The following is a 14,102-nucleotide window of genomic DNA, read 5'->3' on the forward strand; positions in this document are numbered from 1 at the left end:
TTTTTAAGCGGCTTCGGCGACTTGCGTGCCAAAGCGCTTTTCAATGTAGTTTTCGACAATGACCCGGAACTCCTGCGCAATGCGGTCGCCGCGCAAGGTCACACTTTTTTCGCCGTCGATGTAGACCGGCGCAGCCGGCGCTTCACCGGAACCCGGCAGGCTGATGCCGATATCGGCATGTTTGCTTTCACCTGGCCCGTTGACGATACAGCCCATCACGGCAACCCTGAGTTTTTCAACGCCAGGATACTGTTCGCGCCAGACCGGCATCTGGGCGCGCAGGAAGTCGTCGATTTCCTTGGTCAGTTCCTGGAAAGTGGTGCTGGTGGTGCGGCCGCAGCCGGGGCAAGCCGTGACGCTGGGCACAAAGCTGCGAAGTCCCAGCGCCTGAAGGATTTCCGAGGCAACGACCACTTCCTGGGTGCGAGCTTCACCAGGCTGAGGCGTCAGCGAAACACGGATGGTGTCTCCAATGCCCTCCTGCAACAGCACCGCCAGGGCCACGCTGGAGGCCACCGTACCCTTGGTGCCCATGCCGGCCTCGGTCAGGCCCAGATGCAGCGCGTAACGCGAACGTTTGGACAGTTCGCGGTAGACCGAGATCAAATCCTGGACGCCGCTGACCTTGCACGACAGGATGATCTGGTTTTTGTCCATGCCCAGCTGTTCAGCGAGCATGGCGGAGTCGAGGGCCGAGGTAATCAGGGCCTCGTACATCACCTGTTTGGCGTCCCAGGGCTGGCGGCGTCGGCTGTTCTCGTCCATAAGGCTGGCCAGCAACTCCTGGTCAAGACTGCCCCAGTTGACACCGATGCGAACCGGCTTATTCCAACGGACAGCCGCCTCGATCATCTGGCCAAACTGCCTGTCGTGTTTGTCGCCCTTGCCCACATTGCCGGGGTTGATGCGGTATTTGGACAAGGCCTCGGCACAGGCCGGATAATCGGTCAGCAGGCGGTGGCCGTTGTAGTGAAAGTCGCCGACCAACGGCACGTCAATGCCCATGCGATCGAGCTGCTCACGCACATAAGGCACGGCCTTGGCTGCTTCGGGCGTATTGACGGTGATCCGGACCATTTCCGAACCGGCCAGCGCAAGTTCCTTGACCTGGATGGCGGTGCCGATGGCATCGACGGTGTCGGTGTTGGTCATGGACTGCACACGCACCGGCGCATCGCCGCCTACTGTGACCACGCGCGAACCCCAGACCACCCGCGCCTGAGCGGACACACGTGCCTTGGGCGCTGCCGAGTCAATCGGTAAACAGGCAGCCACTATTTCACCTCAAAACGTGCGACGTTGTCTTTGGCGACCGCGCCCAGATCGAAGGGGCGACCACGCACGTGGACCTGCGTGGCATCAACCCGGCCGACCACAGCAGCCAGCGGCAGCACACCTGACGCACCGGCCACCTCACCGGGGGCCAGGGTGCGGCGCAACACCACCACCCCTTTGGCATCGGTGACCTCCACCCAGGACGTACCTTTGGCCGTGAACACGATAAGTCCCCCGGCTACCGCCGCGGAGGGCGTTGTAGTTGCTTGCGCAGTTATGGCGGCCGGTGCGTCGGCGGGGCTCGCCGCCGGCATTAAAAGCGCGGAACCTGCCGGCAAACCGGTGGGGATCGCCTTTGCGGCAGGCAGGACGCCCCCCGCAGCAGCCGCAGCAACCGGACTTTCCGACACGGTCGGGCGGGGGCTTTCCTGCAATTGCGCAGGAGTTGCCTCGACACTGCCGGGTACCGGTTGTGGAGCGCCCACAGCCGAACTGGCCAAGGGCTGAACCGCCATCTCCTGCTGCTGCACAGCCGGAAAAAAGATCAGCACCAGCGCACCCAACAGCAGCAGCAGCCCGGCCAGAACCGCTGGCCGGGACACCTGCGCCCACAGGGAGGGGCCAGGTCCATCACTCGGGGAGCGAAATGGCGTGTTGATGCTGGTCTGCTGGTAACCAAGGCGCGGCTTGCCGGTTTGGGGCAAAAGCGCCAGCACCTGGGCAGCATCCATCTTGAGCGTGCGGCAAACGCTTGACGCCAGTGCACGCACAAAAACCGCATCGGGAAGCAAGTCCAGCCGGTCAGCCTCAAGTGCTTCGAGTTTTTTCACCGGCACCTTCAGCGCGACAGCCAAGGCAGCGATGTGCAGGCCAGCCGCCTCGCGTGCCTGCCTGAGCAAGGCTCCTGCACTTTCGGCAGGCGCTGGCGATCCGGCTCGCGCAGATTCCTCCATCGGCATGCCTGAGCTGCCCGGCGCTTGGCCGTCAAATTCACTCATTGAAGGCACCTTTGTCATAAGCTGCCGCTTCACGCGACGCCCCATAGCGTTTTTTCAACTGGTCAGCCAACTGCAACATGGCCTCACGGTTACCCAGGCTGCGCTCCACCTTGATACCCAGCCAGAGCGTTTCAGCCCTGGCCAGATCGCTGTTGTTGACGCGACGGATATAAAACTGCGCCCGTGGTAGGTCACCGCGTTGAAAAAGCGCCCTGGACAAGTGGTAGGCAGTGATCGGGTTCCCGGCATCAAGCTCATAGGACTGTGACAGGCTGCGCTCTCCTTCGGCCACCTGCCCTGCACTGAGCTGGCAAATGCCCTGTGTCATCAGCGTTTTAGCCTGCCCGCCGTACTGGGGCATGGCGATAGCTCGACCAAACAGCGCAACTGATTCGCTATACCGGTTTTGCTGGCAGAGGAGCCAGCCATAGTTGTGCAACACGCCACCGTCACGGGGATTCAGCGCCAGCGCTCTACGAAAGCTGTCTTCGGCGAGCGCACTGTCGTTCAGGCGCATATAGACCAGACCACGCAGGTTGTGTGCATCGGCAAAGGTCGGGTCGGCCGCCAGCGCCTGCTTGAGTTCATCCAGCGCCACGTTGGTCTGGCCCTGCTGGAAATAATTGGCGGCAAGTTCCAGGCGAATGCGCGCACGCCTGCGGCCATCTGTTTCGTCCGACTCGGTCATAATCTCGGCCCGCCCGCCAGACCCAGACGTGGCACCCGGATTGGCGGCACAGCCGGCCATCAACACCGCAACCCAGCAGGCGGAAAACCAGATCACGCCACGGACAAGTTTCATACGCCGACCTCTCTGGAGACTATCTTGATGCCCTTGAGCATACCCTGCCGCTGTGACGCCATGCGTTGTTGCACGCCGGTGCGATCCTGCACGTCGCCGGCCAGTTGGCCGCAAGCCGCATCGATATCGTCGCCACGTGTCTTGCGCACTGTGGTCACCATGCCCGCATCGATCAGGATTTTCGCGAAAGCCATGACCTGCGGCATGCTGGAGCGCTTGAGTCCCGAAGCCGGGAACGGGTTAAACGGGATCAGGTTGAACTTGCACGACAAACCGCTCACGGAATGTTTTTTCATCAACTCCACCAGTTGCTGCGCGTGTTCGGCCTGGTCGTTGACGCCATCGAGCATGCAGTATTCAAAGGTGATGAAGTCACGCGGTGCGGCGCTCTGATAGCGACTGCAGGCATCAAGCAGCTCCGCAATCGGATATTTTTTATTGAGCGGCACCAGGTTGCTGCGCAGGGCATCTTCCGGCGCGTGAAGCGACACCGCCAGCGCCACCGGGCAATCCTGAGCAAGGCGATCCATCATGGGCACCACGCCCGAAGTCGACACGGTCACACGCCGGCGCGACAGGCCGTAGGCATGATCATCAAGCATGACACGCAAGGCCGGCAGTAGCTGCGAATAGTTCTGGAGCGGCTCGCCCATGCCCATCATCACGACGTTGGAAACAACCCGTTCGCTCCTGCCCAGGTGCTGGCGCAGGAAGTGCTCGGCAAACCAGAGCTGACCAATAATCTCGGCGGTGGTGAGGTTGCGGCTGAAGCCCTGGTGACCCGTCGAGCAAAAGCGGCAGCCGACCGCGCAGCCGGCCTGTGAGGAGATGCACAGAGTGCCGCGGTCAGACTCGGGGATGAAAACCGTCTCGATCACATCGCCGGCGCCGACATCGAACAGCCATTTGATGGTGCCGTCAGCCGAATCGTGGCGCGACACCACCTTCAGGCTCTGGATGTGGGCGGAAGCGGGAAGTTTTTCACGCAGCGACTTCGCCAGATCGGTCATCTGGTCGAAATTTGTTGCGCCTTTCTGGTGAATCCAGCGGAAAAGCTGCGTGGCCCGGAAGCGTTTTTCTCCCAGCGTTTCGCAAAACGCAGCCAACCCCTCCAGATCGTGATCAAGCAGGTTGGTGGTCATGGCAGGGAGTTCCGCGCTAGAGTAGCGACGAGCCGCCCCGAGAAAGCACAGCCCCCTCGGGGGGCAGCAAAGTACGCAAAACGACACGCCTAGGGGTTCCCTCTTCACCAGCCGGGGCCGCGGAACCGGCTTTGCCGGGCCGCAGGCGCAGCACCCCCTCGGGGGGCAGCGCAGTACACGAAGCGACAAGCGTGGGGGCCATATATCTAGCGCGAATAGATGTTCATGCCCGCGAAGAAGAAGCCGATCTCCACCTGGGCAGTTTCAACGGCGTCGGAGCCGTGCACGGCGTTGGCATCGATGCTGTCGGCAAAGTCGGCACGGATGGTTCCGGCAGTGGCTTTCTTCGGGTCCGTCGCACCCATCAGATCGCGGTGCTTCAGGATCGCGTTTTCGCCTTCGAGCGCAGAAATCATGACCGGGCCGGAAATCATGAAAGTCACGAGGTCCTTGAAGAAGGGACGCTCTTTGTGCACGGCATAAAAAGCCTCGGCTTCACCGCGCGACAGGTGCGCCATGCGGGCTGCGACCACTTTCAGGCCGGCGGCCTCGAAGCGTGCGTAAATTTGACCAATGACATTTTTTGCCACTGCGTCGGGTTTGATGATGGAGAGAGTGCGTTCGATCGCCATGAGATTTCCTTAACCTTGATTTTCTTGGATTTATTCAAATCGAATAAAGCCTCTGATTTTAACCCGCCATCAATCGCCCTGTTTGAAAAACGCGTGGGGCGGGCGTGAAGACTCAGCGGTTTCCGCCCCGGTTACCACCGCCATTGCCCCGGTTTCCGCCGCCACCGCCGCCTGGGCCGCCGCGCCGCTGGCCAGTACCGCCACCTCCGCCGCCCCCACCACCGCCAGCGGGGCCATTACCCCCGCTGCGCCGCTGGCCCTGGGCCTGACGCTGGCGGGTAAAGGTTTCAGCACCGATGTAGCCGAAGGAAGTTTTCATCGGGTCGGGCTGCGCACCACCCGGGCCCTTGTCGGCACGATCGCCGCGGCCACCTCCGTCGTCACGGCGGCGCTGGCCCTGGCCTGGATTGCCACCGAAGTTTCCCGGCGGGCCGGAACGCGGGGTAGACCCGCCGTTGCCACCGTCCGGACCGCGGCCTTTGCCGCCACCGCCGCGACGCCGGTTGGCATCCCGTGGCGCGTCGTTGCGGGGCATGGGCGGCTGAAACTCATGAGGCCCCGTTTCCTCGCCGTCGTCCTGGCCAGGTGCAGCTTGTTGCTCCGGCGGTCGGGCCGCGCCGGCATCCGTACGCCCTCGCCCACCGCGCGACCTGTCGTTGCGGCGTGGACCGCGTGCAGGGCGGGACTCACCCGCGCCGTCTCCGGCTTCAGCCTGCGTTTTCGGTCCGCGCGGATCAGCGCGCGACTCCGAACGACCGACCGCGTTGGTCAGGGCCCAGATATCGCGTTCGTCGAGTTCCACAAAAGCACCGCGCTTGAGGCCGCGCGGCAGCACCACGGCGCCATAACGGATGCGGATCAGGCGGCTGACGGCGTGGCCAACGGCCTCGAACATCCGGCGGACCTCGCGGTTGCGCCCTTCGGAGATGGTCACGCGGTACCAGCAGTTGGCGCCCTCGCCGCCGCCGGCTTCGATGGTGCTGAACTGGGCAAGGCCGTCGTCGAGTTGCACGCCATCGAGCAGGCGTTTTTTCTCTTCATTGTTCAAGGCACCCAGCACCCGGACCGCGTACTCGCGCTCCAGACCGAAACGCGGATGCATCAACTTGTTGGCTAGCTCGCCGGAACTGGTCAGCAGCAGCAAGCCTTCGGTATTCAGGTCCAGCCGCCCCACCGACTGCCACTTGCCCTGGAACAGCTTGGGCAGCTTGCGAAACACCGTGGGACGGTTTTGTGGGTCGTCATGGGACACCACCTCGCCGGAAGGCTTGTGATAGGCGATCACACGCGGCGGCGGCGGGTCGATCCTCACCCGGATCGGCTTGCCATTGACCTTGACGGTGTCACCGAACTGGATGCGCTGGCCGATATGGGCCGGCTCGGCATTGACCGAGATCCGCCCTTCCAGAATCAATTGCTCCATTTCAAGCCGCGACCCCAGGCCGGCCTGGGCCAGCACCTTGTGCAATTTCGGCGTTTCCGGCTGGGGCAACAAAACGCGTTTGGCCAGTTCCACTGCGACATCTTCCTCGTCCGCGTCGAATTGGCCCGTTACAACGTCGTCGAAGCGGTTCGCCGGTGCGCCTGATGGCTGGGCCTGGCGAGTCGGCCCGGCCACGCCTTCAGCAGCAGCAGCAGGCGTGGCATCCGCTATCAAATCAGTAGCTGGTAGCGCTTTATGGCTATGGGCTGAAACCATTTTTGACTCTTCGATCTGGGGGGGGGGCAGAACGGCCGGGGCCGGATTGTCGTTGGGGTTCATGCGGTGGCCATTCAGGCGTGGGGATCAGGAGATGCCCGGCTGCTGGCCGGGGCTTCCTGCAAGCTATCAAAGTCTGCCGGCTCGGCAGGGCTGGCTGCGGCCAATGCCGCCTCTGTCTCATTGGGGAGTGGGGTTTCAGTGTCGCCATCGCCAGAAGCATGCCCCGCCGCTTCCAGTGCGAGGGTGTCGTTGCTGGCGGGCGGGCCTGCCAGGCCGAATTCGATCTGCTCCAACATGGTCGCCTGGCCAGCCGCGTTGTCCATGGCCGGAAGCTGATCCAGCGATTGAACACCAAGGTCATCGAGGAACTGCCGCGTTGTCGCGTACAGGCCGGGGCGCCCCACGGTTTCGCGATGCCCGATCACTTCCACCCAGCCGCGGTCCTCAAGTTGTTTGAGGAGCAGGCTGTTGATGGTGACCCCGCGGATGTCCTCCATGTCCCCGCGCGTCACCGGCTGGCGGTACGCAATGATGGCCAGAGTCTCCAGCGTGGCGCGGGTGTAGCGCGGCGGCTTTTCAGGGTGCAGACGATCCAGGAACTCGCGCATGTCGGGGCGGCTCTGGAAACGCCAGCCAGTGGCCACACGCACCAGTTCCACGCCGCGTCCGGACCAGTCGTTTTGCAGGTCCTCAAGAAGCAGCTTCAGGGTGTCGGCCGTCAGCGCCCCGTTGAACAAAACACCCATGTCACGCACAGCCAGCGGCTGCTGCGCGCAAATCAGTGCCGTTTCGAGGACGCGCTTCGCATCCGTCGTATTCATGGTCTTGGTTCCGAAAGTAAACGAGGTCAAGGCGCCTGGCAGCGCAACTCACATCATGCGCAAGCACTTCATCAGGGTGCGCCGTGTGCGGGTAGCAGAAAACTACTGGCTTTGATTGTATCCCAGCCCCACGCCGGCCACGGCGGCCGCCAGATCAGCAGGCAGCGGCGACAGGAACTCCAGCGCCTCATGGGTGACGGGATGCTCGAAGGCCAGCCGACAGGCATGCAAGGCCTGGCGCCCCAGTCCGGCAACGGGCTTTCCACCATAAACCTCGTCCGCCACCAGCGGATGGCCGATAGCCGCCATGTGCACCCGAATTTGATGGGTCCGGCCCGTCTGTAACTTGCAACGCACCAGGCAAAACCCGCCGCCGCTGCCCAGCCTGAAGATACCGGTAGACGCGGTCTTGCCGGAATTTCGCTCCAGGTCCACCACCGCCATGCGCAGCCGGTTGCGCGGATCGCGGCCTATCGGGTCTTCCACCTGACGCGCGGCCGGCCCCAGCCAGTCGCCGTGGGCCAAGGCCAGATATTCCCGGCTGACGGTTCTGGCGGCAATCATGGCCACCAATTGGTCCATCACCTGGCGCTTGCGCGCCACGACCATCAGGCCGCTGGTGTCCTTGTCCAACCGGTGCACGATGCCAGCGCGCGGCAGGAGACTGGCCTGCGGATCGCGGCCCAGCAGGCCGTTGAGCAGCGTGCCACTCCAGTTGCCGGGCGCCGGATGCACCACCAGCCCCGCCGGCTTGTTGACGACCAACAAATGTTCATCTTCAAACACGATCTCCAGCGCCATCGTTTCAGGTTTGAAGGCCTGACTTTGCGGCGTGGGTTTGAGTTCGACCTGCAACACATTGCCGGCCTTCACACGTCCCGCCGATTTGGTGACCGTCACGCCATTGAGCTGCACTGCCCCGGCCTCGATCAGTTGCTGCAGATAATTGCGGGAAAATTCATGCACGGCCTGTGCGAGTGTTCGGTCCAGACGCTCACCGTGGCTGGCAGCAGCTACCACGACCTGGCGCAACTCGAAGCCAGCGCCCGTCTCCAGTTCGTCGGCGATCTCGTCAGACAAACCGTCCCCGGCATTGGCGCTCGATATAATCAATTTGCTTTGTTCAGAATCAGTCATTTACAGGATCAATTGCGATGTTTTCCACCAAATTATCGGTTGTTCCCGCTCCCCCCCCTTTTACAGCGGCAGCCCTGCTAGCCTGCGTCCTCATGTTGTCGGCCTGTTCCTCCACCGTGAAAGACCCGACGGCAAACTGGAGCCCGAACAAAATTTATGCGGAGGCCCGTGAAGAAGCGAGCTCCGGCGCCTACGACAAGGCCATTCCGCTGTTTGAAAAGCTAGAAGGCCGCGCTGCAGGCACGCCGCTGGCCCAACAAGCGCAGCTTGAAAAAGCCCACGCCCAGTACAAGGGTGGCGAGCAGGCCCAGGCCCAGGCCACGCTGGACCGGTTCGTGAAGTTGCACCCGGCCAGCCCGGCCATCGACTACGCCCTGTACCTCAAAGGTCTGGTGACCTTCAACGAAAACCTGGGCTTGTTCAGTTTTCTGTACCGACAGGATTTGTCGGAGCGTGACCAGAAGGCGGCCAAGGAATCATTCGATGCCTTCAAGGACTTGTCCAATCGTTTTCCCGATTCCAAGTACACAGCCGATGCACGCCTGCGCATGACCTATATTGTCAACTCACTGGCGCAGTATGAAGTCCATGTGGCGCGTTACTACTACACCCGCGGCGCCTATATTTCCGCCATCAACCGCGCGCAAACTGCCCTGACCGACTACCGCGACGTGCCAGTGCTTGAAGACGCGCTGTTTATCCTCTACAAATCCTACGATGCGCTGGGCATGGCCCAGTTGCGCGATGACACCAAACGCGTGATGGAAAAAAGCTACCCGAAGAGCGAGTACCTGACCAAGGGTTTCAAGTCAGTTGAGTCGCCGTGGTACCGCTTCTGGTAAGCAGGTCCAGACGTTCGTTGAGCTCGTCTTCTGATGCCAGCCGTTGCATGGCAGGCAAGGCCCGCAGCAGGCGCTTGCCATAACCCATGACAGCCAGACGGCTGTCGCAAATCACCAGCACCCCCTGATCGGTTTCGCGGCGGATGAGTCGGCCTGCGCCCTGCTTGAGCGCCACAGCCGCCTCCGGAAGGAAATAGTCGTTGAAGGCGCTTTTGCCGTCCGACTCCAGCGCCCGCGACTTGGCTTCTACCATGGGATCGTTGGGCGGAGGAAATGGCAATTTGTCGATGATTACCAGTTGCAACGCCTCGCCAGGCACGTCGATACCCTCCCAAAACGACGCAGACGCAACCAGTACGCAAGCACGGCCACCGCCACCGTTGCCCTGACGGAAGCGTTCAATGAGCGCACGTTTGGGCATCGCACCTTGCACCAGAACCTCGATGTCACCCGCACCGTCGAAAGTCGACTGCAGCGCGTCACCAATGGCGCGCAAAGCGCGCAAGGTGGTGGTCAGCACCATCGTGCGCCCGCCCAGCCGACGCGCCCAGCTCGCCGCCGATGCTGCAACAGCCGCCGTATGTGCCGCGTCACCCGGTTTGGGAAAGTTGCGCGGAACATAAAACGCAGCCTGCCGTGCATAGTCGAACGGACTGCCGACCCGCAACACCGACGCCTGCGTCAACCCGCAAGGCCCGGTGAACCAGCTCAGGCGCTCGTCATCGCCCAGCGTTGCCGATGTGAATATCCAGGACTTCGCCGCAGCCTTGTCGTCCGTGAACACCCGTGCCTGGATGGCCTTCGCAATGTCCAGCGGCGACTCCACCAGGCGCAACTGTGTCCCCACATCAAGCCAGCGGACTCCGCCTGGCTCGGTCGGCGCTGAAAATGCCCGCGTACGTTCTGCCAGTTCTAGCGCGCGTTCATGCAAGCGCACAAAGTCGGGCGCCATTTCAGTGACGCTGTCCAGGGCTTCACACGCAGCCTGCAGCGAGTTGCCGAGCGCTGCCAGGGCGGTTGACCACTCGGCAGCGTTCAGCCCTTCGGGAAAGGTATCGTTCCAGCGCAGCTTGCTGCCCGGATAAGCATTGCCCACGGTCAGACGCAGATCACGGGCCGCATGCTCGGTGGCGCCCGACAAAGCCTGCCAGTCCACCAGCCCGCGCGCCAGTTGCAAACCGGTGGCCAGCATATCGCGCGAAAAATCAAGCACTTGCCCTGTCGACAGGTTCTTCCCAAGAAACTGCACGCCCGTTTCGTTGAGCTGGTGCGCTTCGTCAAAAATGGCGATGCGTACTGTGGGCAGCAATTCCGCCATGCCTGATTCCCGTACCGCCAGATCGGCAAAAAACAAATGGTGGTTGATAACCACCACATCGGCGGCGAGCGCCTCACGCCGCGCGTGATTGACATGACAGCCGCGAAACCGCGGGCACTGCGAACCCAGACAATTTTCACGTGTGGAGCTTACCCAGGGGATCACGGGTGAGCGTTCATCGAGGCCTGGCAACTCCGCCAGGTCACCGGTAGCAGTGCCTTGCGCCCACCTCTCCACTTTGGCGAGTGCGCCCAGCGACGTGCGCTCGGGAAAACTCGCATCATGGCGAGCCATCTCCATGCGGTGCAGGCACAGATAGCTGCCGCGCCCCTTGAGCAGAGCCGTGCTGACAGGTACACCGAGCGCCTTGACGAGAGCCGGCAGATCGCGCCCAAACAACTGGTCCTGCAGCGCCTTGGTTGCGGTCGACAACAACACACGCTCTCCACTGAGCAAGGCCGGCACCAGATAGGAAAAAGTCTTGCCAACCCCGGTACTTGCCTCGACGACCAGCGGATAAGCACCTTCAATCGCCTGCGCCACGGCTAACGCCATCTCGGTCTGCCCGCTGCGGGGAACAAAGTGCTCGGTGGCGCGCGACAGCACGCCCTCAGGGGCGAAGGCCGCCAGAACTTGGGATGCCAGATTCATCAGGCAGGTTCAGGGGGTTCCAGCGACATCTCGAGTAGGGCGATCTGGTCCCGCAGCAGCAAGCGCCGCTTTTTCAGGCGCCTGAGCATCAACTCATTGATTGGAACCGCATGCGATGTGATGTCGACCAGTGCATTGAGGTCTGCATGTTCGATTCTCAGGTCAATCAGATGGCGCTCCGGAGAGTGTAGATTTGTGTCCAAGGTTTTTTTATCCGCGCAGGCTGCTTCGTCTGATAATACGTCGATTACAGAGATATATCGAGTCAAGATGTCCAAAGGTTATCGAATCACAGCGTCCACCGGTATTCACAAGGGAGACCGCGACTATCAGCAGGACCAGGTTGCACTGCTCAGCCATCCGCACATTGCAGGCTGCATGCTCGGCATCGTGGCGGATGGAATGGGCGGACGCAGCGGCGGGCGCAAGGCATCGGACCAGGTCATGATGACCGCCAAGCAATTGTTTGAGCGTTATGCACCGGCCAGCGATGATGCACCTCTCATGCTCAAGCAATTGGTGGAGGAAGCACACACCGTCATCAAGCTGACCGCCATTTCCGCCGAACAGGAGCCGCACAGCACGCTGGCCGCGTTTCTGATCAACCCGGCCGGCGATTGCCATTGGGTGCATGCCGGCGATTCGCGTGTCTATCATTTTCACGGTGCCAAAATCGTGACGCGCACCATCGACCACTCCTACGTACAAACGCTGGTGGATAAAGGTGAGATCAGCGAAGACGAAGCCAACGTCCACCCGCAGTCGAATATCCTAATGGGCTGCCTGGGGACCGAAGAAGGCCCGCCCGTCACCCAGCATTTCATACCGCAGTTGCGCCCCGGAGATGCATTGATCGCCTGCAGCGACGGCGTGTGGCACTACTTCAGTCCCAACGAAATAGGTTCTGCGCTGTCCATGCTGTCACCGCGCGAAGCGACGGAATTCTTGATTCAAAAAGCCCGCTCTCGCGCCCATGGTGGCGGTGACAACCTGTCGCTGGTCATCGTCAAGCTCGAAGCCCTCGAATAAAGCCGCAGGGACCCTAAGGCGGCGTGGGAAGGGTTTTGGCCGGCGCTTTGGTCTGTTCGCGCTGTTTTTGGTCGCGGCTGGCTTTTCGCTCTTTCACCTCCTGCTGCTTGTCATTGTATTTTTCGACTTCGGCAGCAATGGCGGCCTGCTTGTCTGCGCGGGCTTGCGCTCTTTCCTGAGAGCCCTTGGCCCGGTTCGCGGCATCTGCGGCATTGAGCGCTTCGTTTTGCTTGAGGATGCCCCGCTCGTCGGCCTTTTGCTGCGTACGCTCAACCCGTTCCCGTGTTTCCTGCAAGGCCTGGATGCGACGCTCAGCGGCCTGCGCCTGCGCTTCGGCGGATGATTTTTCCTCTGTTTTCTGAATCTGCGCGGCAGCCTTTTCCTTGCGCTCCCGATCATTGAGGGCAACCTCCTGCTGCCGCAATAAAGCCATGGCATCACGCCGGCGCGGCTGAACATCCTTGAGGCAGCTATTGGTGAAGAACTTTTTGTAACAAGCAGCTTCTTCCACGTCGAAGCCGGCCTCCAGCGCAAGCCTTTCAGTGTTGATGCGTTCGCGCTCCATCTGCGCAGCCGGGGAAAAAAGGTCCTCCCGGGGCTGCGCCGCAACCATGGGGGCGACTGTCAAGGCCAGCAGCAAAAGAAGTGTTTTTTTCATGTCAGGGTGGTATCCACGTCTCGCCGATCCAGCGCCAGAAATTCCGCAGATTGCATCTCATTAAGCCTCGAAATCGTGCGGGGAAACTCATGGGCCAGCGGGCCCACGGTGTACAACGCCTCAGGCATTACCTCCGCCGACATGATGAGTTTGACCCGGCGGTCGTAAAGCACATCCACCAGCCAGGTAAAGCGGCGGGCCTCAGAAGCCATGCGAACCGGCATGTAAGGTACATCGCTGAGCAACACCGTATGAAACTGGGTGGCAATCTCCAGGTAATCGTTTTGTGAACGCGGTCCACCGCACAGGGTCTTGAAGTCGAACCACACGACGCCCCCGGCCTTGCGCCTGGCCTGGATCTGGCGCGACTCGATCTGCAGCACGGGAGACTCATCCTGAGACTCGGCCAGACGCTCAAAAGTTTCCTTCATTTCCGCGTCGGCCTGTGGACCCAGCGGTGTGTGGTACAGCCGGACCTGCTCCAGCGTGCGCCGCCGGTAGTCCGTGCCGTTGTCAACACTCAGCACCTCCAGGTTTTCCTTGAGCAGCTCAATCGCCGGAAACATGCGCTCCCGGTGCATGCCGTTGGGATACAAATCATCGGGGTGAAAGTTGGATGTGGTCACAAACCCGACACCGTTGTCGAACAGCGCCGTCAGCAGGCGATGCAGGATCATGGCATCGGTGATGTCGGCGATGTGAAATTCATCAAAACAGATCAACCGGTAACGCTTTGCAATGCGTCTGCCCAACTCGTCCAGCGGATTGACCACGCCCTGCAGATCGCGCAACTCACGGTGCACCTCACGCATGAACTCGTGAAAATGCAGCCGCGTCTTGCGTTTGAGCGGGACCGCGTTGTAAAAGCAGTCCATTAGAAAGCTCTTGCCGCGCCCGACCCCACCGTGCATGTAGACACCCTGCGGAATGTCGGGCCAGTTGATCAGTTTTTTCAGCGGGTTGGAGCGTTGTTCCTTGAACGCCGCCCACTCTGTGGCACAGCGTTCAAGCGCCTCCACCGCACGCAACTGAGCCGGGTCACTGGTGTAGCCCCGTGTTTTAAGTTCAGACGCGTACTCCGCTTGTACGGACATC

General features: G+C 61.5%; 14 protein-coding genes. 2 read left to right on the forward strand and 12 right to left on the reverse strand.

Annotated elements, in window-relative coordinates:
- Positions 1 to 3 precede the first annotated feature (3 nt).
- The 8 genes from ispG to IEX16_RS09770 form a co-directional block, all read right to left on the reverse strand.
- Positions 4 to 1,275: a flavodoxin-dependent (E)-4-hydroxy-3-methylbut-2-enyl-diphosphate synthase gene (gene ispG / locus IEX16_RS09735; RefSeq protein WP_188708274.1), complete on the reverse strand. Its 1,272-nt coding sequence runs from the start codon at positions 1,273 to 1,275 to the stop codon at positions 4 to 6.
- Positions 1,275 to 2,273, reverse strand: coding sequence for a helix-turn-helix domain-containing protein (locus tag IEX16_RS09740; protein WP_188708276.1), 999 nt, complete (start codon positions 2,271 to 2,273; stop codon positions 1,275 to 1,277). Before IEX16_RS09740 ends, ispG begins: the two co-directional genes overlap by 1 nt.
- Positions 2,266 to 3,075, reverse strand: a complete 810-nt coding sequence (pilW, locus tag IEX16_RS09745; protein WP_188708277.1) for a type IV pilus biogenesis/stability protein PilW — start codon at positions 3,073 to 3,075, stop codon at positions 2,266 to 2,268. Before pilW ends, IEX16_RS09740 begins: the two co-directional genes overlap by 8 nt.
- Positions 3,072 to 4,217 (reverse strand): dual-specificity RNA methyltransferase RlmN, encoded by a 1,146-nt coding sequence (gene rlmN / locus IEX16_RS09750; protein ID WP_188708279.1) that lies wholly within the window; start codon positions 4,215 to 4,217, stop codon positions 3,072 to 3,074. The genes pilW and rlmN overlap by 4 nt, the downstream gene beginning before the upstream one ends.
- A gap of 206 nt (positions 4,218 to 4,423) precedes the next feature.
- Positions 4,424 to 4,849 carry a nucleoside-diphosphate kinase gene (gene ndk / locus IEX16_RS09755; RefSeq protein ID WP_188708281.1) on the reverse strand — a complete coding sequence of 142 codons (426 nt, stop codon included), beginning with the start codon at positions 4,847 to 4,849 and terminating at the stop codon, positions 4,424 to 4,426.
- A 112-nt stretch (positions 4,850 to 4,961) separates the two neighbouring features.
- Positions 4,962 to 6,611 (reverse strand): pseudouridine synthase, encoded by a 1,650-nt coding sequence (locus tag IEX16_RS09760; RefSeq protein WP_188708283.1) that lies wholly within the window; start codon positions 6,609 to 6,611, stop codon positions 4,962 to 4,964.
- Between the two features lie 11 nt (positions 6,612 to 6,622).
- Positions 6,623 to 7,372 carry an SMC-Scp complex subunit ScpB gene (scpB, locus tag IEX16_RS09765; protein WP_188708285.1) on the reverse strand — a complete coding sequence of 250 codons (750 nt, stop codon included), beginning with the start codon at positions 7,370 to 7,372 and terminating at the stop codon, positions 6,623 to 6,625.
- A gap of 102 nt (positions 7,373 to 7,474) precedes the next feature.
- Positions 7,475 to 8,509, reverse strand: a complete 1,035-nt coding sequence (locus IEX16_RS09770) for an RluA family pseudouridine synthase (protein WP_188708287.1) — start codon at positions 8,507 to 8,509, stop codon at positions 7,475 to 7,477.
- A gap of 17 nt (positions 8,510 to 8,526) precedes the next feature.
- Here IEX16_RS09770 and IEX16_RS09775 point away from each other — a divergent pair, with 17 nt between their 5' ends.
- The gene (locus IEX16_RS09775; RefSeq protein ID WP_188708290.1) at positions 8,527 to 9,351 is read left to right on the forward strand and encodes an outer membrane protein assembly factor BamD; all 825 of its coding nucleotides are present in this window, start codon (positions 8,527 to 8,529) and stop codon (positions 9,349 to 9,351) included.
- On the opposite strand, the gene yoaA is transcribed toward IEX16_RS09775, so the two are convergent.
- Together yoaA and IEX16_RS09785 are read right to left on the reverse strand one after the other, a co-directional pair.
- On the reverse strand, positions 9,314 to 11,320 hold the full coding sequence (gene yoaA / locus IEX16_RS09780) for a DNA repair helicase YoaA (protein WP_188708291.1): 2,007 nt from the start codon (positions 11,318 to 11,320) through the stop codon (positions 9,314 to 9,316). The genes IEX16_RS09775 and yoaA overlap by 38 nt on opposite strands.
- Positions 11,320 to 11,523: a DUF465 domain-containing protein gene (locus IEX16_RS09785; protein WP_188708293.1), complete on the reverse strand. Its 204-nt coding sequence runs from the start codon at positions 11,521 to 11,523 to the stop codon at positions 11,320 to 11,322. Before IEX16_RS09785 ends, yoaA begins: the two co-directional genes overlap by 1 nt.
- Positions 11,524 to 11,590: 67 nt before the next feature.
- Between IEX16_RS09785 and IEX16_RS09790 the strand changes: the two genes are divergently transcribed.
- Positions 11,591 to 12,349 (forward strand): PP2C family protein-serine/threonine phosphatase, encoded by a 759-nt coding sequence (locus tag IEX16_RS09790; RefSeq protein WP_188708498.1) that lies wholly within the window; start codon positions 11,591 to 11,593, stop codon positions 12,347 to 12,349.
- Positions 12,350 to 12,362: 13 nt separating this feature from the next.
- Here IEX16_RS09790 and IEX16_RS09795 read toward each other — a convergent pair whose 3' ends face one another.
- Entirely contained in the window at positions 12,363 to 13,007 is a 645-nt protein-coding gene (locus IEX16_RS09795) for a hypothetical protein (protein ID WP_188708295.1), read from the reverse strand.
- Positions 13,004 to 14,101 carry a cell division protein ZapE gene (gene zapE, locus IEX16_RS09800; protein WP_188708296.1) on the reverse strand — a complete coding sequence of 366 codons (1,098 nt, stop codon included), beginning with the start codon at positions 14,099 to 14,101 and terminating at the stop codon, positions 13,004 to 13,006. The genes IEX16_RS09795 and zapE overlap by 4 nt, the downstream gene beginning before the upstream one ends.
- Between the last annotated feature and the right edge of the window lies 1 nt (position 14,102).

This window comes from Polaromonas eurypsychrophila (assembly GCF_014641715.1).
Lineage (GTDB): Bacteria > Pseudomonadota > Gammaproteobacteria > Burkholderiales > Burkholderiaceae_C > Polaromonas > Polaromonas eurypsychrophila.

Coding starts and splice junctions, on each gene's coding strand:
- IEX16_RS09740 (WP_188708276.1), bottom strand. CDS start 2,273: ATGAGTGAATTTGACGGCCAAGCGCCGGGCAGCTCAGGCATGCCGATG.
- pilW (WP_188708277.1), bottom strand. CDS start 3,075: ATGAAACTTGTCCGTGGCGTGATCTGGTTTTCCGCCTGCTGGGTTGCG.
- rlmN (WP_188708279.1), bottom strand. CDS start 4,217: ATGACCACCAACCTGCTTGATCACGATCTGGAGGGGTTGGCTGCGTTT.
- ndk (WP_188708281.1), bottom strand. CDS start 4,849: ATGGCGATCGAACGCACTCTCTCCATCATCAAACCCGACGCAGTGGCA.
- IEX16_RS09760 (WP_188708283.1), bottom strand. CDS start 6,611: ATGAACCCCAACGACAATCCGGCCCCGGCCGTTCTGCCCCCCCCCCAG.
- scpB (WP_188708285.1), bottom strand. CDS start 7,372: ATGAATACGACGGATGCGAAGCGCGTCCTCGAAACGGCACTGATTTGC.
- IEX16_RS09770 (WP_188708287.1), bottom strand. CDS start 8,509: ATGACTGATTCTGAACAAAGCAAATTGATTATATCGAGCGCCAATGCC.
- IEX16_RS09775 (WP_188708290.1), top strand. CDS start 8,527: ATGTTTTCCACCAAATTATCGGTTGTTCCCGCTCCCCCCCCTTTTACA.
- yoaA (WP_188708291.1), bottom strand. CDS start 11,320: ATGAATCTGGCATCCCAAGTTCTGGCGGCCTTCGCCCCTGAGGGCGTG.
- IEX16_RS09790 (WP_188708498.1), top strand. CDS start 11,591: ATGTCCAAAGGTTATCGAATCACAGCGTCCACCGGTATTCACAAGGGA.
- IEX16_RS09795 (WP_188708295.1), bottom strand. CDS start 13,007: ATGAAAAAAACACTTCTTTTGCTGCTGGCCTTGACAGTCGCCCCCATG.
- zapE (WP_188708296.1), bottom strand. CDS start 14,101: ATGTCCGTACAAGCGGAGTACGCGTCTGAACTTAAAACACGGGGCTAC.